Genomic DNA, 20275 nt, shown 5'->3' on the forward strand with positions numbered 1-20275 from the left:
CGACCTTACGTCAGGATTCCTTTCTTTTGACCATCAGGAGCAATCGTGGAGCGTCTCTTCGTTTATGGAACCCTGGGCCCCGGCCGGCCGAATGAACATGTGATGCTGAACATTGGCGGCACATGGCAGGCCGCTTCATTGAAGGGGCGTTTGTCGCAGGCCGGCTGGGGGGCGGCGATGGGTTTCCCCGGGTTGGTGATTGCCAACGATGGCGACGTCATTGAAGGCTTTGTGTTCTCCTCCGATAACTTCCAGTCGCACTGGGCGGCGCTCGATGAGTTTGAAGGGGCCGAGTATCAGCGGGTTCTGACCAAGGTGACTCTGGATGACGGGACGGCAACGGATGCCTGGGTCTACGCCCTGCGCTAGGCAACTTCACCAAAACGGTTATGCCCTTCTGCGCCAGGCAATCCCGGCTGCATGGCTGACCGGGCTTCGGGCAACGTTCGACACAGGCGTAAGGCCCTCAAGCGAATGGCCCGTGCCCCGCGGCATCGTCTGGCGCCATTCGCTGCTGGACACTGACCCGACCGTTCAGGCTGTGTGCCGGTTGCCATCCTTGCTGTCGGTGGTGGGCGAATTGATTGGCGAGCGCTTCTTCCTTTCCCAGGTCGAGGGCCGCGAACCACTTGCCGGTGGCGGCCACCAACAACTGCACCGCGACCTGTCGGCACAACGCCCCGGCGACACCGCCATCGCGCTGGTGTACCTCAACGATTACGGCCCCGAGAACGGCGCCACCCGCCTCGTCCCCGGCAGCCATAGCCCTGCACTCGGCGAGCCCCCGTTCGATTTCACTGACGAATCCCGATCCGTGCAACTGACGGGCAACGCGGGCGACATCCTGATATTCGATGCGGACCTGGTTCACGCGGGGAGCCTGAACCCCACCGGCGCTCACCGCCGCACACTGCTGATCACTTATTTTTCGGAAACGCTCTACGCATCACACCTGGAAACGGTGGGGCTCAGAAACATTCGAATGGACACCAGCGAACGGTTCGATCCGGCAGAGTTTGCACTGAAAGAAGCTGAGCAATTCATTTGACATGCTTGCCTTAGGCAACTATATAGTTGCTCAAGGCAACCATTCGAGCACATGTCATGTCCGCGACCCCACTGATCGAACGAGCCGACATCGTCCGGCAATTCAACCGCTTCTACACCCATCAGATCGGCGTGCTGCAGGAACACCTGCTGCAAAGCGACTACTCGTTGACCGAGCTGCGCATCCTCTACGAACTGGCCTCCGGCGGCGATCTGACCAGCGCCGACCTGCGCCAGATGCTGGGCCTGGACGCGGGCTACATGAGCCGGATCATCAGCGGCTTCGATAAAAAAGGCCTGATCCAGAAGGTCCCCTCCGCCACCGACGCCCGCGCCAGCCTGTTGCACATCACTGACCTCGGCCGCGAAATCCTCGCCCCGCTGGAACAGGCCTCTCGACAGGAAGTCATCACCCTGCTCGAACGCCTGGCCGAGCCGCAGCAACTGCAATTGATCGAGTCCATGAAGCAGATCCAGACCCTGCTCGAGGGAGGCAAACAACCAGCCTACCTGTTGCGCGACCCACAACCCGGCGACATGGGCCTGGTGGTGCAGCAACAAACCGTAATCTACACCCGCGAATACGGCTGGAACTGGGAGTTCGAGGCGCTGGTCGCCGAGATCGTCGCCAAGTACCTGCGCGAGTTCGACCCAGCCAGCGAACGCTGCTGGATCGCGGAAAAGGACGGCAAGGTGGTGGGCTCGGTGTTTGTCATCCGTCATGACGAAACCACGGCGAAACTGCGCATGTTGTTTGTGGACGCCAGCGCGCGCGGGTTGGGGATCGGCAATCGACTGGTCGAGGAATGCCTGAGGTTTGCCCGGGATGTCGGGTACAAAAAGATGATTTTGTGGACGACCAGCAATCTGGTGGATGCGCGCAAGTTGTATCAGCGGGCGGGGTTTGAGTTGGTAGAGGAAGAGCCGATATTTAGCTTCGGGAAGGAGCTGGTGAGTCAGACATGGGCGATTGGGTTGTGATGCTCTCTTTCGTCTGATCCCAACCAGGAACGCCCGAGGTCCTGACACGATTGGGTTGATCCGATAAGTGGTACGGCCACAATTGGAGTCTCTGCATGAAGATCGGCCTCATCTCCGACACCCACAATCTCCTGCGCCCCGAAGCCCTCGCCGCACTGCATGGCTGCGACCGGATCATCCACGCCGGCGACATCGGTAACCCGGACATCCTCGCCCGGCTGGCCGAGATCGCCCCCGTCCATGCCGTGCGCGGCAACAATGATCTGAACAGCCCCTGGGCCACCGAGATCCCAGACCTTCTGACCTTCATCCTCAACGGCTGGCAAACCCTGCTCGTCCACGACATCGCCGACGTTCCCGGCGATCTCGACCCCGGTGTAAAACTCATCATCACCGGCCACTCCCACAAACCGCTTATCGAATGGCGTGGCGACCGTCTCTACGTCAACCCAGGCAGCGCCGGCCCTCGTCGCTTCAAACTGCCGGTCACGCTGGCGATCCTGGAGATACAACCTGACGCCATCGAACCCCGCCTCATCTCCCTGCTGGATCCCCCCGCCTGAAACCGCTACCGTTCCCCCATCCAGAACAGGGAACCCACGCGCCATGTCCATCGCCGACAACCTCCTCGCTTTCACCCTCGCCGCCACGCTGCTGACCCTGACACCCGGCCTCGACACCGCGCTGGTCCTGCGCACCGCTACCGTCGAAGGCAAGCAACAGGCCTTGCGTGCTGCATTGGGCATCAACGCCGGTTGCCTGTTGTGGGGCGCGGCGGTGGCGTTCGGACTCGGGGCGTTGATTGCGGTGTCGGAGCTGGCCTACAACCTGTTGAAGTACTGCGGCGCGGCGTATCTGGCGTGGCTCGGGTTGAACATGCTGCTGCGCCCTCGCCGCTCGCTGACAGCCGCCGAAGCCAACGGCAGGCCGGGAGGCAACTGGTTCTTGAAGGGCATGCTGGGCAACGTGCTCAATCCCAAGGTGGGGATTTTCTACGTGTCGTTTCTGCCGCAGTTCATTCCGCAAGGGCAGCCACTGGTGCCGTGGACGTTCGGGCTGGTGAGCATTCATGTGGTGCTGGGACTGATCTGGTCGCTGGTGCTGATCGGCGCGACGCAGCCGCTGTCCGGATTTCTGCGCCGGGAGAAGGTGATTCGCTGGATGGATCGCACCACCGGGGTGATTTTCGTGCTGTTTGCCGCGCGGCTGGCCTTCAGCAAGCGTTGAGCCACGCAACGCCTTCTATCGACGCGTGCAGTTTCATCGATTCAAGCGCTTGCCCTAAACATATGGATATCCGTATATTCGAAACCCCATATGTATCCAGGGCACCTTCATGCTCACCCCCGCCACCGTTTTCAAATGCCTCGCCGACGAAACCCGCGCCCGGGCCACGTTGCTGATCACCCGTGAAGGCGAGTTGTGCGTCTGCGAACTGGTCTGCGCGCTGGACGACAGTCAGCCGAAAATCTCCCGTCATCTGGCACAACTTCGCACCTGTGGTTTGCTGCTGGATCGGCGTCAGGGCCAGTGGGTGTATTACCGACTGAATCCGCAGTTACCGGAATGGGTACGCGAGATGTTGCAGACCACCCTCGCCGCCAACACCGCGTGGCTGGAAGAAAACAGTGCTCGGCTCGCCGCCATGGGCGACCGCCCGCTCAATACATCCGCCTGCTGCTGAGGACCGATCATGCGCGTTCTATTCATGTGTACTGCCAACAGCTGCCGCAGCATTCTGTCCGAGGCGATGTTCAATCACCTGGCACCGCAAGGTTTCGAGGCGGTCAGCGCCGGCAGTTTCCCCAAGGGCCAGGTGCTGCCGCGCAGCCTGGCCACGTTGCAGGAGGCCGGCATTTCCATCGCCGGCTTGAGCAGCAAGGGCAACGATGCCTTCGAAGACAACCCGCCGGACATTGTCATCACCGTGTGCGACAAGGCCGCCGGCGAAGCCTGCCCGGTGTACTTCGGCCCGGCCCTGAAAGCCCATTGGGGACTGGAGGATCCGTCAGAGGTGCATGACGATGAGACCGCTATCAACGCAGCCTTCCACGCCACCCTCGCCCGGATCGAAACCCGCTGCCGGGCCTTCCTCTCCCTGCCCTTCGCCCAACTCGACCGCGCTGCTCTCAAGCGCGAGCTCGACCGCATCAGCCTGCTTTGACCGGAGCCGTCATGACCGACCTGCCCAATCTCGACCCATCACTGATTCAGAAAACCACGCGCGACGACGGCCTCCACAAGCCACGTATCCTGCTGCTCTACGGCTCGACCCGCCCACGCTCGTTCAGCCGCTTGCTGGTGGAAGAAGCCGCCCGGCTGCTGGAGCACTTCGGCGCCGAAACGCGGATCTTCAATCCATCGGGCCTGCCGCTACCGGATGACGCGCCCGGCGATCATCCGAAAGTCCAGGAGTTGCTTGCGCTGATGCAATGGTCCGAAGGCCAGGTCTGGTGCTCGCCCGAACGTCACGGCGCGATGTCGGCGGTGTTCAAGGCGCAGATCGACTGGGTGCCGCTGGCGCTTGGCGCAGTACGCCCGACCCAGGGCAAGACCCTGGCGGTGATGCAGGTCTGCGGCGGTTCGCAATCATTCAACGTGGTCAATCAACTGCGCGTTCTGGGCCGCTGGATGCGCATGTTCACCATCCCCAATCAGTCTTCGGTGCCCAAGGCGTATCTGGAGTTTGACGAAGGCAACCGCATGAAGCCTTCGGCGCTGTACGACCGGGTGGTCGACGTGATGGAGGAACTGGTGAAGTTCACGCTGTTGCTGCGTGATCGCCCGGACCTGGTGGATCGCTACTCGGAGCGCAAGGAGTCGGCGGAAGAACTGATGCAGCGGGTCAACCAACGCTCAATCTGAAAACCTGAATAAAAACCGGCGCGATGATTCGCGCCGGTTTTTTTACATCTCGACCTTACTTGCTGATCGAAACCAGCGTCGCCTTGCTGCCCTCCATCCGGAACGAAAACTTCACCCGGTCGCCCACCGCCAACCCGGCCAGTTGTTCCTCAGTCGCGGCGAAGCCCATGGTCATCGGCGGCCACTGCAACGACGCTACGGCGCCATGTGCGATGGTCACAGTGTGTTTCACGGCATCAATGGCCTTGATCGTGCCCTCGGCATTCGCGGCAGGTGCCTGTTGCGTCGCGGACTGCATCTGCATGCCCTGCATGTCGTCCATCTTCATGCCGGGCATGTCTTCTGCCTGCACAGTAAAAGCGAACGCAACCAGCGTGCCTGCAACAGAGATCGGGATCAGTTTCATGAGGTTTTTCCTTCAGGTGGGAGGGTTTCAACGGACAAGTGACGACGGCGCATCAGTCGATACGCCGCCGGGATGACAAACAGGGACAACAAGGGCGCCGTGACCATGCCGCCGACCATGGGCGCGGCGATGCGGCTCATGACTTCGCTGCCGGTGCCGCTGCCCAGCAGGATCGGCAGCAGGCCGGCGATGATCACGGCCACGGTCATGGCTTTGGGGCGTACACGCTGTACGGCACCCTCGCGAATCGCCGCGACCAGCCCGCGCTCGGTGCGGTCGCCGCCGTCTTCGCACTCGGCCCAGGCGTTTTTCAGATACAGCAGCATGATCACGCCGAACTCGGCAGAGACCCCGGCCAGTGCAATGAACCCGACCCCGGTGGCGACCGACAGGTTGTAGCCCAGCAGATAGAGAAACCACGCACCGCCACTCAGGGCGAACGGCAACGTGGCCATGATCAGCAGCGCTTCGTCGAAGCGGGTGAAGGTCAGGTAGAGCAGCACAAAGATGATCAACAGCGTGGCCGGAACCACGAGTTTCAGGCGAGCGTTGGCCCGTTCGAGAAACTCGAATTGCCCCGAGTAACTCAGGCTCATGCCGGGCTGCAGTTTCACCTGCTCGCTGACTGCTCGACGCAAGTCACCCACCACCGAAGCGATGTCCCGCCCGCGCACGTCGATGTACACCCAGCCGGACGGTCGGGCGTTTTCGCTCTTGAGCATCGGCGGGCCGTCCGTGACCCGGATTTTCGCCAGCATGCCGAGGGTGACCTGACTGCCCGAAGGCGTGTAGATCGGCAGCTGCTCCAGGGCACCGGGTGAATCGCGCCACTCTCGCGGGTAACGGATGTTGATCGGGAACCGCGCCAGCCCCTCGATGGTTTCCCCGACGGTTTCACCGCCGATGGCCCCCGCGACGATGGACTGCACATCACTGATGTTCAGCCCGTAACGGCCGGCGGCGTTGCGGTCGATATCGACGTCGATGTAGCGACCACCGGTAAGTCGCTCGGCCAGCGCCGAACTGACGCCGGGCACGTCTTTGGCCACACGCTCGACGGCATGGGTCACCGCATCGATCTGGGCCAGATCGTTGCCGGCGACCTTCACGCCGATGGGGCTTTTGATCCCGGTGGCGAGCATGTCGATGCGGTTGCGGATCGGCGGGATCCAGATGTTGGTCAGCCCCGGCACTTTCACCACACGGTCCAGTTCTTCCACGAGTTTTTCCGGGGTCATGCCCGGGCGCCATTGCTCGTGGGGCTTGAACTGGATCGTGGTTTCGAACATCTCCAGCGGTGCCGGGTCGGTGGCGGTTTCGGCGCGACCGGCCTTGCCGAACACATGCTCGACCTCGGGCACGGTCTTGATCAGCCGGTCGGTCTGCTGCAGCAATTGCGCGGCTTTTTGCGCTGACAAACCCGGCAAGGCCGACGGCATGTACAGCAAATCGCCTTCGTCCAGCGGCGGCAGAAACTCGCCACCCAGGCGCGAAACAGGCCACGCCGCACTGACGAACACCAGCAACGCCACCAGCAGCGTGAACTTCGGTCGGCGCAACACCGCATCCAGTGCGGGCTGGTAGATCCGGATCAGCCAACGGTTGAGCGGATTGTGGCGTTCATCCGGAATCCGCCCGCGAATCCAGTAACCCATCAGTACCGGCACCAGCGTCACCGACAACCCCGCTGCCGCCGCCATGGCGTAGGTCTTGGTAAACGCCAGCGGGCCGAACAGCCGTCCCTCCTGGGCCTGCAAGGTGAACACCGGGATGAACGACAGCGTGATGATCAACAGGCAGAAGAACAGCGCCGGCCCCACCTCCGCCGCCGCGTCGGTCATCACCTGCCAGTGACGTTCGCCCTTGAGTTCCTGCCCCGGATTGTCGGCGTGCCACGCTTCGATTTTCTTGTGCGCGTTCTCGATCATTACCACGGCGGCATCGACCATCGCGCCGATGGCAATCGCAATCCCGCCCAGCGACATGATGTTGGCGTTCAGCCCCTGATGGCGCATGACGATAAACGCAATCAGCACACCCACCGGCAACGAGATGATCGCCACCAGTGACGAGCGCAGATGCCAGAGGAAGATCCCGCAAACCAGCGCCACAACAATGAACTCTTCGAGCAATTTGTGGCTGAGGTTGTCCACGGCGCGATCGATCAGCTTGCTGCGATCGTAGGTGGTGACGATCTCCACGCCGGGCGGCAGGCTGCTTTTCATGTCCTCGAGTTTGGCCTTGACCGCTGCGATGGTCTCTCGGGCGTTCTTGCCGCTGCGCAGGACCACCACGCCACCGACGGTCTCGCCCTGGCCGTCCAGTTCGGTGATGCCCCGGCGCATGTCCGGTCCGGTCTGGATCGTCGCGACATCGCCCAGGGTCACCGGCACCCCGCCGGCACCGAGTTTGAGCGGGATCGCCCGGAAGTCATCTAGGGTTTTCAGATAGCCGGACGCACGCACGATGAACTCGGTCTCGGCCATTTCCAGCACCGCACCGCCGGTTTCCTGATTGGCCTTGCCGATGGCTTCACGCACCTGCGCCAGGGTGATGCCGAGGCTGGCCAGTTTTACCGGATCGGGCTGCACCTGATACTGCTTGACCATACCGCCGAGGGTGGCGACTTCGGCGACGTTGGGCAGGGTCTTGAGCTCGAACTTGAGGAACCAGTCCTGCAACGCGCGCAACTGCGCCAGATCGTGCTGGCCGCTGCGGTCCAGCAGCGCGTACTGATAGATCCAGCCGACCCCGGTGGCGTCCGGCCCCAACGCCGGTTTGGCACTGGCCGGCAGGCGACTCTGGATCTGGCTCAGGTACTCCAGCACCCGCGAGCGCGCCCAGTATTGATCGGTGCCGTCCTCGAACAGCACGTACACAAAGCTGTCACCGAAGAACGAATAACCGCGCACGGTTTTCGCCCCCGGCACCGAGAGCATGGTGGTGGTCAGCGGATAGGTCACCTGGTTCTCGACAATCTGCGGCGCCTGCCCGGGGTATGGCGTGCGGATGATCACCTGCACGTCGGACAAATCCGGCAGCGCATCGATCGGTGTGCTCTGCACCGACCACACTCCCCAACCGGTGACGAACAGCGTCGCCAGCAGCACCAGAAAGCGGTTGGCCACGGACCAGCGAATCAGCGCGGCGATCATGGCTGACTCCCCGAGGCTTGGCCGTCCGTCTCAAGCGGGGCGGCGACGATGCCCTTCAGGCTGGCCTCGGAGTCGAGCAGGAACTGGCCGGAAGTCACGACCCTTTGTCCTTCTTCCAGGCCCTGGAGGATCACCGTTTTGCCGTCGCTTTCCTCGCCGAGCCGCACCTCCACCGGGCGATAGTGCCCCGCGTCCTCGGCCAGCATGACCAAGGCCCGTTTGCCGGTGCGGATCACCGCTTCACTCGGCACCCACAGGCTGTCCTGCCCGGTCGAGCGGTTCAGCCGTACTTGAGCGGTCATCCCCGGACGCAAGCGACCCTCGGCGTTGGCCAGTTCGACCCGTACGCGCAGGGTGCGGCTGTCGGGGTTGGTGTCCGGAAGAATGGAGCTGACCTTGCCGTTGAGCACGATGCCGGGAAACGCCGGCAGTCGCGCTTCGATGGATTGCCCTTCGGTGATGGAACCGGTCTGCGCTTCCGGCACCGCCACGGCGAGCCAGACACTGCCCAACCCGTTGACCCGCGCCAGCGTCTCGCCGCTCGCCACGGTCATGCCGGTGCGCACATTGAGTTCCTGAATCACGCCGCTTACTGGGCTGGTGACGGTGAGGTTCGGCTGAACCTTGCCGCTGCGTTCCAACTGGGCAATCAGGCTCAACGGCATGCCGGTCAGTTGCAGCCGTTGGCGCGCCGCCGAAATCAGCTCCCGATCGCCGCTGCGCTTGAGGGCCAGAAACTCGGTCTGCGCTGCCGCCCAGTCCGGTACGAGAATGTCCGCCAATGGCGCCCCCGCCGCCAGCACATCCCCCGGCGCCCGGGCATAGACCCGCTCGACAAAACCGCTGGTGCGGGTCTGGATCACCGCCACATCGCGCTCGTTGAAGGCCAGCACACCGGTCACATCGAGGCTGGAGGAAAACCGTCCGCGCGCAACCGTTGCCGTGCGCAGCCCCAGATTCTGGGTCAGGCCCGGATCGATGCTCACCGTCGCATTGCCTGCGCCTTCGCTGGCGTATCGCGGCACCAGTTGCATGTCCATGAAGGGCGACTTGCCCGGCTTGTCGAACTTCTGCTGCGGGTACATCGGGTCGTACCAGTACAGGGCCTTGGGTTCGGCGCCCTGCTCGGTTCCCGCACCGGTTTCCCCAGGCATGCGCTGATAAGCCACGCCGTAGCCCGCAGCAACCCCCACCGCAAGGGCGAGGCCGGCCAGCCAGAAGCTGTTGTGTTTTGGCAGGTTCACAGGCTGCTCTCCCCGTAAGCGAAATGCAGACGCGCAGCGGTCAGTGCGCGCTGTTCTTCCACGTCGATCTGTTTGAGGCGCGCCTCGATGAGTTCACGGCGGGCGCTGACCACGGCGTTCAGATCGCCCTTGCCGGCGCGATAACTGGCCTGGCTCAACTCGACCTTTTCTTTGGCCAACGGCACCAGACTCTGCTGGTTGCGCAGCACCGCCCGGTCGAGGCGCGCGTACTCGGCCAGCTCGTTTTCCAGTTGTTCGGTGTGCTCCCGGGACAAGGCTTCGCGTTCCGCTTCGATCTGGCTGAGTTCGGCCTGGCGGGCGGCGATCTTCGGGTTTTGTCGCGATTCGGGAAACAGCGGCAGATCCCAGGAAAACTGCACACTGACCATGTCGCCGAATTCGCGGCCACGGTGCTGGTAATCCACTTCCCAGCTCCAGTCGGACTTTTTCTCCGACACCGCTTCCTGCACCTTCGCCTCTGCTTCGCGAGCCATGGGCGCAAACGCGGCCAGTTCGGGATGGTGTTGCAGTTGATGATTGAAGGTGGCGGGCTCGACCGACCATTGCGGCAGGTTGCCTTCGGGCTTGTCGTTGGCGGCGGTGCCGATCCAGCGTTTGAGCGCCGCCCGGGCCTGGGTGCGTTCCAGCGTCAGGTTGTCTTCTTGCTCCGCCAGTCGGGCGGCTTCCTGTTTCGGCGTCACCGCGTCCGCAGGTTGCGCCCGGCCACCGGCGATCTGCGCCCGCACGGTATCGCTCAGCAGGTGGTTTTCCTTGTAGAAGTCCTGAAGTAGCGCTTGTTTGCGCTCCACCGAATAGCTGCCAATCCACGCCAGCGCCGTGGCCTGACGGACTTTCAGACGTTCGACGCGACGTTCCGCCGCCGCGCGCTCGACGCCCGCCTCGGCGACTTCGATACGCGCCTTGCGCTTGTCGCCGTTGGGCATGTCCTGGCGCCAGCCGACCATTTGCATGGTCATGAAGTCTTTGTCGAGGCTGTAGCGGTCCGGGCCGCCCACGGGATAGTTCTGCACGCCCAGCACCAGTTTCGGATCGGGCAACTCCCCCGCCGGGATGGCGGCGCTGCTGGCGGCCTGAATTTTTGCATCTTGAGCGTTCAGCGACGGTGCGTTGGTTTCCGCCAGCCGCAACGCTTCATCGAGTGTCAGCGCGGCGGCGAAACCCGGCCACGCGAGCACGCTTGCCGCAAGGCCGGCCGCGAAGGGCCAACCTGTGCACTTGAATTTCATGTTTACGATTCCTGTGATCGTCCGCTGTGCGCGGCGTAAAACACGCGCACAGCCAATCCACTCCGCCGGGGCGGAATGAGCTTTTAGGGGAGACAGGAATCAGACGCGGGGCGGTCGCCAGACCCCGGACGGGGTCGCTACGGGCAGGGAATCACTGAAGAAAGAATGCGCAACGGGGCTGAACACGGTGACGGGCGGCTTGAGGATCGCGACTTGCAGCAGGCCGCCGGTCTTGCACTCCTGGCCCGGCTTGCAAGGAGCGCCGTGATCGGTGGGGTTTTTCATGTCCTTGCAGCAATCCATGCCCATGCCATCCATCATCGCCATGCCCATGGCTTGCATCGGGCAGGGTTCTGTCGGTGCCTGCACGCCCGCCATCCCGCTGAGGGGAAGCGCCAGGCTGATCAGGAAGACGAGACAAAACCGCAGGTAGCGTTTCATGGCCGGAAGTCTAGTTGCGAGAAACGGGATTCACAATCGGATGCCGGCGATATCAGCGGATGAGCATTAAGCCAGGATTAGCAACGGAAAATCATGCAGCGCTCGAACGATCACCTAACCTCATTGATTGTGTGTTCAACCGGAATCGCCAGTCCCATGCGCAACGCATTGAAGTCATTGATGTTCGTCGCCCTGATCCTGCTTGTCCCGGGGCTGGCCATGGTGTCGGCCGCAGATTTGTCGCCCTCGCCCGACAGCGGTGCCCCGCTCCCCGGCGTCACCCAGAATGATCTGCAAGCCCTGCAACAACGCCTCGATGGCCTCAAGCAGCAAATCTCCTCCGCCAACAATTACAACCAGCTCGAAGGCCCGCAGGATCGGGTGCAGGCGTTCATTCTGGACATCGATCGGCTGTCGGCTTCGCTGCTGCCACAACAGGCACAGCTGACCGTGCAACTGGGCGTGCTGGGCGCCGCACCGACAGAAACGGTGGCCGCCGAACAGGCCGATATCGCCGCACAACGGGCGGCGCTGATCGAGCAGAAGAACAAGGTCGATACCGCGCTGAAGAATCTGGCCACGCTCAAGCAGAACGCCACGGAGCTGATCACCCAGATCGCCGGCATTCGCCGCACGTTGCTGGAAAGTGAACTCACCCTGCGCACCGACAGCGTGCTCAGTCCTGATTTCTGGTCGCCGATGATCGATCCAGACCCTGCCGATCGCCAACGCCTGCAGATGTTCGTCGACCAGATCAAGGAAACCGGCAACGAGGCCTGGCAACCGGGGCAACGGTTCTACACCGGCGTGCTGGTGGTGCTGTCCTTCCTGGTCTGGACCCTGGGCCGACGGCTCGCCGACCGCTGGCTGGCGTGGGTGTGCATCCATCGCATGCCCGAAGGCCGCTTGCGCCGCAGTTCGCTGGCCTTCGCCTCGGCGCTGGCAACACTGGCGACCACCGCGATAGCCCTGGAACTGCTGTATTACGCCTGTACCCGGCATGTGCCGCTGCCGCCGATGCTGGCGACGTTCTCCGACGAATTCCAGAAAGTCGTGTACGCCTGCGTGATGATCACCAGCCTGAGCCGCGCCTTGCTGTCCACCGAGCACCCGTCGTGGCGGTTGCCGGCGATTGCCGAACCGGTAGCGCTCACGCTCAAGCCTTTCGCCAGGGTCCTCGCCGCGACACTGCTGGTGCTGGTAACGGCGGTGCAGGTCGGCAACTCGTCCGGCATGAGCAGCCAGATCGTGATCACCGGCCGCGGCGTGATCGCACTGGTGGTATTGGCCATCGTCACCGTGCTGCTGATGCGCGTCGGCAAGGTGCGCAAGGCGCTGGCGGCGGCCGGGGATACGCAGGTGACGGGCAACACCCTGGCCGGGGTGATTTACACCGTGACCACGCTGGCGATGGTCACTTCCCTCGGCGCGTTGCTGACAGGCTACGTATCGCTGGCGCGCTTCATCACTTATGAACTGGTGTGGGCGTTTATCGTGCTGTCCGGTTTCTACCTGCTGATGCAGTTGCTCAAGGACAGTTGCGAATACGTCTTCTCGCCCCGCCATTCCAGCGGCAAGGCCTTGAAGCAACTGCTGGGCGTCGGCGACCGGCGCCTCGAACAGGCCTCGACCCTGCTGGCCGGCGTGGGTCGGGCGGCGTTGTTGTTGCTGGCGGTGATCACGCTGTTCGTGGGCGGCATCGGCACCACACTGGGCCAATTGGCCAACAGCATCGGCACCATTCTCGGCGGTGCCGGCCTGCGCAAACTGAACATCGTTCCCGGGCATTTGCTCAACGCCATACTCGCCCTGCTGATCGGCATTTACCTGATTCGTGCCCTGCGCCGCTGGCTCGACAACGAGTTCCTGCCCAAGACCGACATGGACCCGGGCATGTGCGCGTCGCTCAGTACGCTGTTTTCCAACATCGGCTACGCGGTGGTGATTCTGCTGACGCTGTCGTCGCTGGGCGTGCAGTGGACCAACCTGGCGTGGATCGTCAGCGCACTGTCGGTAGGCATCGGTTTCGGTCTGCAGGAGATCGTGAAGAACTTCGTTTCCGGGCTGATCCTGCTCACCGAACGCCCGGTCAAGGTGGGCGACCTGATCAGCATCAGCGGCGTCGAGGGCGACATCCGCCGGATCAACGTGCGCGCCACGGAAATCCAGCTCAGCGACCGCTCCATCGTGATCGTGCCCAACTCGCAGCTGATCTCGCAGAACCTGCGCAACGTCACCCTCGGCGGCAGCGCCCAGGGCGTGGCGACGCTGGAGCTGATGTTCCCGCTGGACATCGACCCGGAACAGGTCAAAGGCCTGCTGCTCGACACCTACAAAGAGCACGAAACCATCCTCGGCAAACCAGCGCCGTTCGTGCGATTCAGCAAACTTTCGCCCGATGGCATCACGTTGACCGTGACCGGTTATGTCGACAGCCCGAGGATTGTCGGCAAGACCAAGAGTGATCTGTTGTTCGAGATACTCAAGCGGCTGGGGGCGGCGGGGATTGAGTTGGCGAAGCCGCCGAGTACTTGATGGAAAGGCGGCTCGTCGTCCCGATGTTTTTAGAAGTCAGTCACGGTTGTTCCTGCAATGCTCCGGGCAAACTCGATGCCGAATACCCGAGCCGGTGTTTCAAAACCTGGCCGTCGTTCCCCCGCCAACACTCGACGAGCAGCCTCCACGGCTGCCAACGGTGTGTAGGTATAGCCGTTGACCGTTTCAATGACCGACCGCGCGGCACTGCCGTTGACGCCAGAGACCTCGGCCACCGCACGGGCGCGATGAGCCTCACGCTGTTCGGCGCTGGGACCGTCCGGCAACAGCGACAGATCGCCCTCGGGAAACGCGTCGCCGCTGATGTGCACATACATGGCGATGTCGGGAATGCCGGTGGAGTGCCACCCGGTGACCAGGTCGCCGAACGATAGCGGTACGCAAGCCACCGGTCCGTCGCCGAAATCGAATTGGCGGGGCTCTGCATCGGGCGTGGCGACCAGTTGTCCGTCGACCCTGGCCAGCAGGCCCGCGCCAACGATTTCACCGACGCTCAGAGCCGACCCGCGAGACATGGAGCCGGCCACTTGCAGGGCGATCTTCAGTGAACGCGGTTCCTGTACTCGTCGAGCGACATGCATCGCCAGGCAATCGGTCGGCACCACATCCCAGCCGACGCCAGGCAGCAACATGACACCGGCCTTCGCGGCCTCGGCGCCTAGCTGCTCGGCCCGCCGATAGACATTGATCTCTGCGGTGATATCCAGATAGTCCACCCCGGCCTTTATACACGCCTGCATGAAAATGTCCGCCGTCTGCGCGAACGGCCCTGCAAAGTTCAACAGTACTGCAACGCCCTCCAGAGACTCTGCTGCGACGCTATCCGCAGCGAACACTCGATAAGGCACGTCCAGTTGCGCGGCGAGGGACTGGAGTTTTTCCGCTGTCCGGCCGGCGATGACGACATCGAGGCCCAACGACCGAGCGTGCTCGGCCGCCATGCGCCCGGTGTAACCCGTCGCGCCGTAGATCATTAATGTACTCATTGGACGTGCTGCCATTTTTTGTAGACGAATTCCAGGCTGTAACCGTCCGGATCGAGGACGTTGGCCGCGTAATAGTCGGGGTCGTAATGCAAGCGTGCGCCCGGCGGGCCGTTGTCGACAGCACCCCGTTCAATGGCCACCGCGTAAGCCGCGTCAACCTCGGCCTTGCTGCTGGCGACAAAACCTACATGCACTGCCCGCCCCTCTACTACACCTGCGCGCAACCAGAAAAACATCCGGCCATGGGCACCGAAACCTTTCAGGTCGGGATGCCCCGGCGGGCCGTCCTTGCCTTCGTAATCGAGCCTGGCGGTGATGCCCAGCGGGTTCAATACGGCCGTATAGAAATCAATGGAGCGCTGGATATCGCTGACTGACAGAAAAATATGATCAAGCATGGTGCTGCCTCGCGTTCAATGATCGGTTCAGATGAAATAGCCGCCCGCGACTTCAATGGACTGAGCGTTGATCCAGCCGCTCTCTTCGCTCAGCAACAGGGAAATGACGCGAGCGACGTCCTGCGGCTCGCCCACTCGGCCGAGCGCCGTTTGCGAGGCCAGCAAGGCCTCGAATTCATCATTCAAACCGCCGCCCAATTCAGTGCGTATCGCGCCCGGCGAAACCGCGTTGGCCCGAATCCGGCGATCCGCGAACTCCTTGGCCATGTAACGCGTCAGGACCTCAAGCCCACCCTTGGCGGCGGCATATGGCGCCACGCCCGCTGTTGCGACGCGGGTGGTCGCACTGGTCAGATTGACGATACTGGCGCCCTCCTCCATTAGCGGCAGCAGAGTCTGTGTGAGAAAAAACGGGCCTTTGAGGTGGGCGTTCAATAAACCGTCGAACTGCGCCTCGGTCACCGTTTCCAGCGAATTGAACAAGCCGTGGCCGGCGTTGTTGACCAGCCCGGACAGTCTTTCCACACCCCAGGTGGCCTGTAGTGCGTGCACGACATTCTGGCGGAAATCGTCGAACTGGCTGACGTCGGCCACGTCCAGTTGAAGCGCCACGGCGCTGCCGCCCGAAGCCTGGATACCCTGGACAACAGAGGCTGCCGCGTCGGCATTGCGTTGATAAGTCAGGATGACGCCCATACCGCGCCGGGCACACTGCTCGGCCGCACTGGCGCCGATGCCACGGCTGCCGCCGGTAATAACGATAACGCTCATGCGCTACTCCAATGTCGTTTGAGGTGAGTCACCACAGTAGCCATCGGGCGGGCGGTGAGCGCAGCCGTTCCTCTTCGAAACCTGCCTGTTTCTGCTTTTTGCTTGCGTGGACGTATTCGCGTGGGGTCAGATGCTCGGCATGAACAGCCAACTGACAGAACTTCGTACCCTGGCCCGACACGCCGAAAACCGCCGCACGGAAACGGGTATTCCGCGCGTCGCCATGGTTCAGGGCGAAATCCCCGAGCATTTGCTGGCGGCGGTTTACCAACCGATGATCAACCTGATTCTGCAAGGCAGCAAAACCATGACCATCGCCGACCGTACGCTGCATTACGACCCGGCGACCTACTTTGTCATGTCCATCGACCTGCCGGCAGTCGGCCAGGTCCACCGCTCTTCTGCCGGCGAGCCGTACCTGGCGGTCAGTCTGACGCTTGATCCGGTTGTCTTGACGACGCTGCTGGCCGATCTGCCCAAACCCTTCGGCCAACATGAACAGGACACCGGTTTTTCGGTGGCGGCTGTCACCCCGCCCTTGATGGATGCCTGGGTGCGCATGCTACGCCTGATGGGAAAACCTGAAGAAATCGCGGCACTGGCGCCGGTCTACGAGCGGGAAATTCTGTACCGTGTCCTGCAAGGCCCCCATGGCTGGATGCTGCGTGACATCGCCGCCCCCGACAGCGCCATGGCGCGCGTCAACCTGGCCATTGCGCACATACGACAGGACTTTGCCGAACCGATCCGGGTGGACGATCTGGCTCGGCTTGCGTCAATGAGCGTGTCAGCCTTCCACCGACACTTCAAAGCCGTTACGGCGCTGAGCCCATTGCAATATCAAAAGCGGGTTCGACTGCTGCAAGCCCGAACGCTGATGGTGGCGAGTACCCGGAATGTCACCCAGGCGGCGTTCGAAGTCGGGTATGAAAGCGCTACACAGTTCAGCCGTGACTACACACGGGTATTCGGCCTGCCCCCCTCGCGGGACGCGGCCCGGATACTCGGGGAAACCCGAAGCGGTTGAACCTAGAACCTAGGAACCTAAAGGGGACAGATTTATTTTCTGCTTTTGTGTTGGAAAATAAATCTGGAAAATAAATCTGTCCCCTTTTGTGGTGGTCCCCTTTTGTGCAGCCGTGTGCAGCCGGGTGGCTGAAGCTAAGACTTTAGAAAACGTTTATGAGCTTCGCGGGAAATGACGTCATAACCCCACATCGCAAAGGTCGGCAAAGAGTCGTTGTCTGAAACACGCCAGGCTCTGACGGGGACGAAGCCCCTTAAAATGGTTGCACCATCAATTTGTTCGAAGGGTTCGATGTTGTCCTCTTCCAGCGGCCGGTGCCCCAGTATCTGCCCGCCACTCTCGATGATTGCCTTGATGCGCATCACCGACTGCGTGAGCGTCCGGGCGCCCGCAATCCGTGTCGCTGTCGGTTCCATAGGTCCATGCCAATCCAGCAATGCGCCCAGAAAAGAAACCCTTGCACCGCCACGCCCTTTGGGCGGCAGCTCGATGACTCGGCCACAGGCGAAACTGCCATCGTCCAGCGGGATGGCCCAGAAATCGCCAGGCGTCAGTTTGGTACTGGATTTGGGAATAAACGGGTAGACGGACTTCATCGCTCGGATCAACTCTCAGCGCCAACGATTGCTTCTTCGGTTGCTTCAGCCGCCATTTTCAGACGATCCGCCTTGCTGATGTACTTGGGCTTGTTGCTTTTCGGCGCCAGTTTGGCGTTGGCCTTCCTGGATTTTTCCTTGAAGAGTTGTTGCAGTTTCTTTTGGCGGTTCATGGTGTCTTGCCCTGCTTGAAAGTTGTTGAATGATATCAGCCGTGAGTCAGGTTCAAGCGAGCACTTCGGTGATCCACTGCACCTGCCTCGCCAGATCCTGCACTTTCTCTTCACACACTGTATGCCGCGCCCGCCCGAACTGGCTCAGGGTCTGCTGCTTGTGCCGCAACCGTTGCTGCCACTTGCTGACAAACGCCGGGCTGCGCGCCTGCAATTGCAGGGGACCGAAGTACAGTTCTTCGGCGGAGTAAATCACCGGCTCGCCACGCTCGGCGACGATGATTTCGTAGTCGAAGCGGTTTTCCCGCAGGACTTCTTCGCAGAGGATCCGGTAGTCGTTCTCCATCAACCATTGGCGCAGCGGTTGCTCGCCGCCGTTGGGTTGCAGGATCAGGCGTTCGCGGCCGCTGAGGCGCGCCTTGCCGGCTTCGAGGATGTCGCGAATGGTCTCGCCGCCCATGCCACACATCGTAATCGCGTTGATCCCGTCGGCCGGTTCGACGGCCATCAAGCCATTGGCCAGACGCACGGTGATCTGCTTCTGCAAATCGTTCTCGCAAACGGTGCGCTCAGCCGAGCGAAACGGTGTCAGAGCCATCTCCCCCGCCACCGCCGCCTCGATGGCTCCACGACGCATCAACGCCACCGGCAGGTAGCCGTGATCCGAGCCGATATCGGCCAGGCGCGCACCGGCGGGTACGTGTGCAGCGACACGCTCCAGGCGCATGGACAATGTCTGTTCGTTCAACCGCAACCCCTTTTACGTCGAGCGTTCGGCACCACTGGCCGGATCGGGGCGCGATTCTGGAGGGCTACACCAACACCGTCAACCAGGCCGACAGCAACAGCAAAAACGCCAACCCTGCATTCATGCGCCTGAATGCCCGTGGCGATCCAAAGAACCGCGCACTGCCCACGCCCAGCACCGCCCACGCCGTCATGCACGGCAGGCAGACCAGCAGAAAAACAAAGGCCAACAGCGCCATCCGTGTACTCTCGTCGCCGCTCCCGCCAAACACGCTCACCACCGCCACCGCCATCATCCACACCTTGGGATTGATCAGTTGCAGGCCGGCGGCGCCATAAACGCCGATCCCTTCTTCACCCGCCATTGCAGGGTCGAGGGATGGCGGCGTGCTGCGAAAGATCTGCCACGCCAGCCAGCTCAGCCACAGCACCCCGGCCCAGGCCATCGCCTGCTGCACACGGGGATAACGCAGCAGCGTTTCACCCACGCCGAGCCCGACCACCAGCACCACCAGTGCCGCCGACACACAGGCGCCGAAGATGATCGGCAGCGTGGCCACCATCCCGCGTCGCGAACTGTGGCTCATCACCAGAATATTGGTCGGCCCCGGGGTGATCGAGGCGACAAAGGAAAACAGCAGAAAGGGCAACAACGATTCCATGGCATGGACTCCGGATCAGAACAGAGAGCCATGGTCGCGGTTGTGCGCGGTTCAGTCTGGAAGGTTTGAGCAACGCTTGCGGTAGTCCGCCGGCGTCAGGTGATAGGCACGGCGAAACCAGCGGCCGAGATGGCTTTGATCGGCAAACCCCAGCGCACTGGCGACGTCGGCGGGCGTTTCGCCTCGCGCCAGCAATTGCCGGGCCCGAGCCAGCCGCAACTGGATCAAGTAACCGTGGGGCGCCAGCCCGAAGGCCGACTTGAAGGCCCGGGTCAGCCGAAAGCGGTCAACCCCGCAGACCCGGGCAAGATCATCCAGCCCGATGTCTTCGAAGGCATGGGCATGCAGATAGTCCCGCGCCACCTGCGCCACGCGCGGCAAGCGAGGATCGAACGCCTGACGCTTGCGCCAGTCGAGGTGGGACGTCAAAGCACCCAGCAAGTGGTCGACCGCGCTCTGCCGGACGATGCGCAGGTCACCGTGATGCAGGGCCTGAAAGGCTTGATTGATGGAAGTGGCCAGTCGCGGGTCCTGGCTCAGGGTGTCGGCGAATCCGAGCTGACTATTGTCCGGCGCCTGCTCGAACAGCGCCAGCAACTCGCGCTCCAGCCAGTGCGGATCGAGATAGAGCATGGAATAGGTAAAGCCTTCCTCGGTGGGCGCGTGCCCGTCGTGGATCTCCCCCGGCTCCAGCATGAAGATTTTGCCCGGCGTACTGAAGTGCCGCACCCGCCGGCAATCGAACTGCTGAACCCCTTGCTCGGTGACGCCCACCAGAAAACTGTCATGCCAGTGCGGATCGTAGGCATGGCCCCGGAAATGGGCACGGATCGACTCGATGCCGGTGTCAGCATCCTGAGACAGGTCGATCCAGTTGCGTTTGTCCACGCAAAGGCTCCGGAGAATTGGGTTCGATGCCTAACTTACCGCGCTTCAGGTCGAAGCGTTTAGAAGATTTGTGCAGGTTGACCGG

Annotated in this window: 23 protein-coding genes; 10 read left to right on the forward strand and 13 right to left on the reverse strand. The window is 62.3% G+C overall.

The window, feature by feature from the left end; translation table 11 throughout:
* Positions 1–45 precede the first annotated feature (45 nt).
* The 8 genes from ACKLNA_RS06830 to arsH all read left to right on the forward strand — a co-directional run bounded on the left by ACKLNA_RS06830 (position 46) and on the right by arsH (position 4893).
* Positions 46–369, forward strand: a complete 324-nt coding sequence (locus ACKLNA_RS06830) for a gamma-glutamylcyclotransferase (protein ID WP_408985340.1) — start codon at positions 46–48, stop codon at positions 367–369.
* Positions 344–1048 carry a phytanoyl-CoA dioxygenase family protein gene (locus ACKLNA_RS06835; protein WP_408985341.1) on the forward strand — a complete coding sequence of 235 codons (705 nt, stop codon included), beginning with the start codon at positions 344–346 and terminating at the stop codon, positions 1046–1048. The genes ACKLNA_RS06830 and ACKLNA_RS06835 overlap by 26 nt, the downstream gene beginning before the upstream one ends.
* A 56-nt stretch (positions 1049–1104) precedes the next feature.
* Positions 1105–2028, forward strand: a complete 924-nt coding sequence (locus ACKLNA_RS06840; protein ID WP_408985342.1) for a GNAT family N-acetyltransferase — start codon at positions 1105–1107, stop codon at positions 2026–2028.
* A 95-nt stretch (positions 2029–2123) separates the two neighbouring features.
* Positions 2124–2591: a metallophosphoesterase family protein gene (locus ACKLNA_RS06845; RefSeq protein WP_408985343.1), complete on the forward strand. Its 468-nt coding sequence runs from the start codon at positions 2124–2126 to the stop codon at positions 2589–2591.
* A 43-nt stretch (positions 2592–2634) separates the two neighbouring features.
* On the forward strand, positions 2635–3255 hold the full coding sequence (locus ACKLNA_RS06850) for a LysE family translocator (protein ID WP_408985344.1): 621 nt from the start codon (positions 2635–2637) through the stop codon (positions 3253–3255).
* Positions 3256–3364: 109 nt separating this feature from the next.
* Positions 3365–3712, forward strand: a complete 348-nt coding sequence (locus ACKLNA_RS06855; protein ID WP_408985345.1) for a metalloregulator ArsR/SmtB family transcription factor — start codon at positions 3365–3367, stop codon at positions 3710–3712.
* Positions 3713–3721: 9 nt separating this feature from the next.
* Positions 3722–4192 (forward strand): arsenate reductase ArsC, encoded by a 471-nt coding sequence (locus ACKLNA_RS06860; protein ID WP_408985346.1) that lies wholly within the window; start codon positions 3722–3724, stop codon positions 4190–4192.
* 11 nt (positions 4193–4203) lie between these two features.
* Positions 4204–4893 carry an arsenical resistance protein ArsH gene (arsH, locus tag ACKLNA_RS06865; protein ID WP_408985347.1) on the forward strand — a complete coding sequence of 230 codons (690 nt, stop codon included), beginning with the start codon at positions 4204–4206 and terminating at the stop codon, positions 4891–4893.
* Positions 4894–4948: 55 nt separating this feature from the next.
* Here the strand turns inward: arsH and ACKLNA_RS06870 are convergent, their stop codons facing one another.
* From ACKLNA_RS06870 to ACKLNA_RS06890, 5 genes are all read right to left on the reverse strand, one after another.
* Positions 4949–5299, reverse strand: a complete 351-nt coding sequence (locus tag ACKLNA_RS06870; protein WP_408985348.1) for a copper-binding protein — start codon at positions 5297–5299, stop codon at positions 4949–4951.
* Positions 5296–8454: an efflux RND transporter permease subunit gene (locus ACKLNA_RS06875; RefSeq protein ID WP_408985349.1), complete on the reverse strand. Its 3159-nt coding sequence runs from the start codon at positions 8452–8454 to the stop codon at positions 5296–5298. The genes ACKLNA_RS06870 and ACKLNA_RS06875 overlap by 4 nt, the downstream gene beginning before the upstream one ends.
* Complete coding sequence (locus ACKLNA_RS06880; protein WP_408985350.1) at positions 8451–9698, reverse strand: efflux RND transporter periplasmic adaptor subunit; 1248 nt, start codon at positions 9696–9698, stop codon at positions 8451–8453. Before ACKLNA_RS06880 ends, ACKLNA_RS06875 begins: the two co-directional genes overlap by 4 nt.
* On the reverse strand, positions 9695–10945 hold the full coding sequence (locus tag ACKLNA_RS06885) for a TolC family protein (RefSeq protein WP_408985351.1): 1251 nt from the start codon (positions 10943–10945) through the stop codon (positions 9695–9697). The genes ACKLNA_RS06880 and ACKLNA_RS06885 overlap by 4 nt, the downstream gene beginning before the upstream one ends.
* Positions 10946–11044: 99 nt before the next feature.
* Positions 11045–11386, reverse strand: a complete 342-nt coding sequence (locus tag ACKLNA_RS06890) for a hypothetical protein (RefSeq protein ID WP_408985352.1) — start codon at positions 11384–11386, stop codon at positions 11045–11047.
* Positions 11387–11542: 156 nt separating this feature from the next.
* On the opposite strand from ACKLNA_RS06890, the gene ACKLNA_RS06895 reads away from it, so the two are divergent.
* Positions 11543–13921 carry a DUF3772 domain-containing protein gene (locus ACKLNA_RS06895; protein ID WP_408985353.1) on the forward strand — a complete coding sequence of 793 codons (2379 nt, stop codon included), beginning with the start codon at positions 11543–11545 and terminating at the stop codon, positions 13919–13921.
* A gap of 29 nt (positions 13922–13950) precedes the next feature.
* Here the strand turns inward: ACKLNA_RS06895 and ACKLNA_RS06900 are convergent, their stop codons facing one another.
* Genes ACKLNA_RS06900 through ACKLNA_RS06910 form a run of 3 tightly spaced genes read right to left on the reverse strand, consistent with a single transcriptional unit; the run spans position 13951 to position 16097 of the window.
* Complete coding sequence (locus tag ACKLNA_RS06900; RefSeq protein ID WP_408985354.1) at positions 13951–14928, reverse strand: saccharopine dehydrogenase family protein; 978 nt, start codon at positions 14926–14928, stop codon at positions 13951–13953.
* Entirely contained in the window at positions 14925–15326 is a 402-nt protein-coding gene (locus tag ACKLNA_RS06905; RefSeq protein ID WP_408985355.1) for a VOC family protein, read from the reverse strand. The genes ACKLNA_RS06900 and ACKLNA_RS06905 overlap by 4 nt, the downstream gene beginning before the upstream one ends.
* 27 nt (positions 15327–15353) lie before the next feature.
* A complete protein-coding gene (locus ACKLNA_RS06910; RefSeq protein WP_408985356.1) occupies positions 15354–16097 on the reverse strand; it encodes an SDR family NAD(P)-dependent oxidoreductase in 744 nt (247 codons plus the stop codon).
* 139 nt (positions 16098–16236) lie between these two features.
* On the opposite strand from ACKLNA_RS06910, the gene ACKLNA_RS06915 reads away from it, so the two are divergent.
* Positions 16237–17124: an AraC family transcriptional regulator N-terminal domain-containing protein gene (locus tag ACKLNA_RS06915; RefSeq protein WP_408985357.1), complete on the forward strand. Its 888-nt coding sequence runs from the start codon at positions 16237–16239 to the stop codon at positions 17122–17124.
* A gap of 134 nt (positions 17125–17258) precedes the next feature.
* On the opposite strand, the gene ACKLNA_RS06920 is transcribed toward ACKLNA_RS06915, so the two are convergent.
* From ACKLNA_RS06920 to ACKLNA_RS06940, 5 genes are all read right to left on the reverse strand, one after another.
* Positions 17259–17720, reverse strand: a complete 462-nt coding sequence (locus ACKLNA_RS06920) for an Imm26 family immunity protein (protein ID WP_408985358.1) — start codon at positions 17718–17720, stop codon at positions 17259–17261.
* 8 nt (positions 17721–17728) lie between these two features.
* The gene (locus ACKLNA_RS06925) at positions 17729–17893 is read right to left on the reverse strand and encodes a DUF2986 domain-containing protein (protein WP_408985359.1); all 165 of its coding nucleotides are present in this window, start codon (positions 17891–17893) and stop codon (positions 17729–17731) included.
* 52 nt (positions 17894–17945) lie between these two features.
* A complete protein-coding gene (locus ACKLNA_RS06930) occupies positions 17946–18641 on the reverse strand; it encodes a tRNA (adenine(22)-N(1))-methyltransferase (protein WP_408985360.1) in 696 nt (231 codons plus the stop codon).
* Between the two features lie 64 nt (positions 18642–18705).
* Positions 18706–19302 carry a LysE family translocator gene (locus tag ACKLNA_RS06935; RefSeq protein ID WP_408985361.1) on the reverse strand — a complete coding sequence of 199 codons (597 nt, stop codon included), beginning with the start codon at positions 19300–19302 and terminating at the stop codon, positions 18706–18708.
* A gap of 51 nt (positions 19303–19353) precedes the next feature.
* The gene (locus ACKLNA_RS06940) at positions 19354–20190 is read right to left on the reverse strand and encodes an AraC family ligand binding domain-containing protein (RefSeq protein ID WP_408985362.1); all 837 of its coding nucleotides are present in this window, start codon (positions 20188–20190) and stop codon (positions 19354–19356) included.
* Positions 20191–20275 lie beyond the last annotated feature (85 nt).

It is taken from the genome of Pseudomonas sp. UV AK001 (assembly GCF_046097675.1).
GTDB classification, from domain to species: Bacteria; Pseudomonadota; Gammaproteobacteria; order Pseudomonadales; family Pseudomonadaceae; genus Aquipseudomonas; species Aquipseudomonas kribbensis.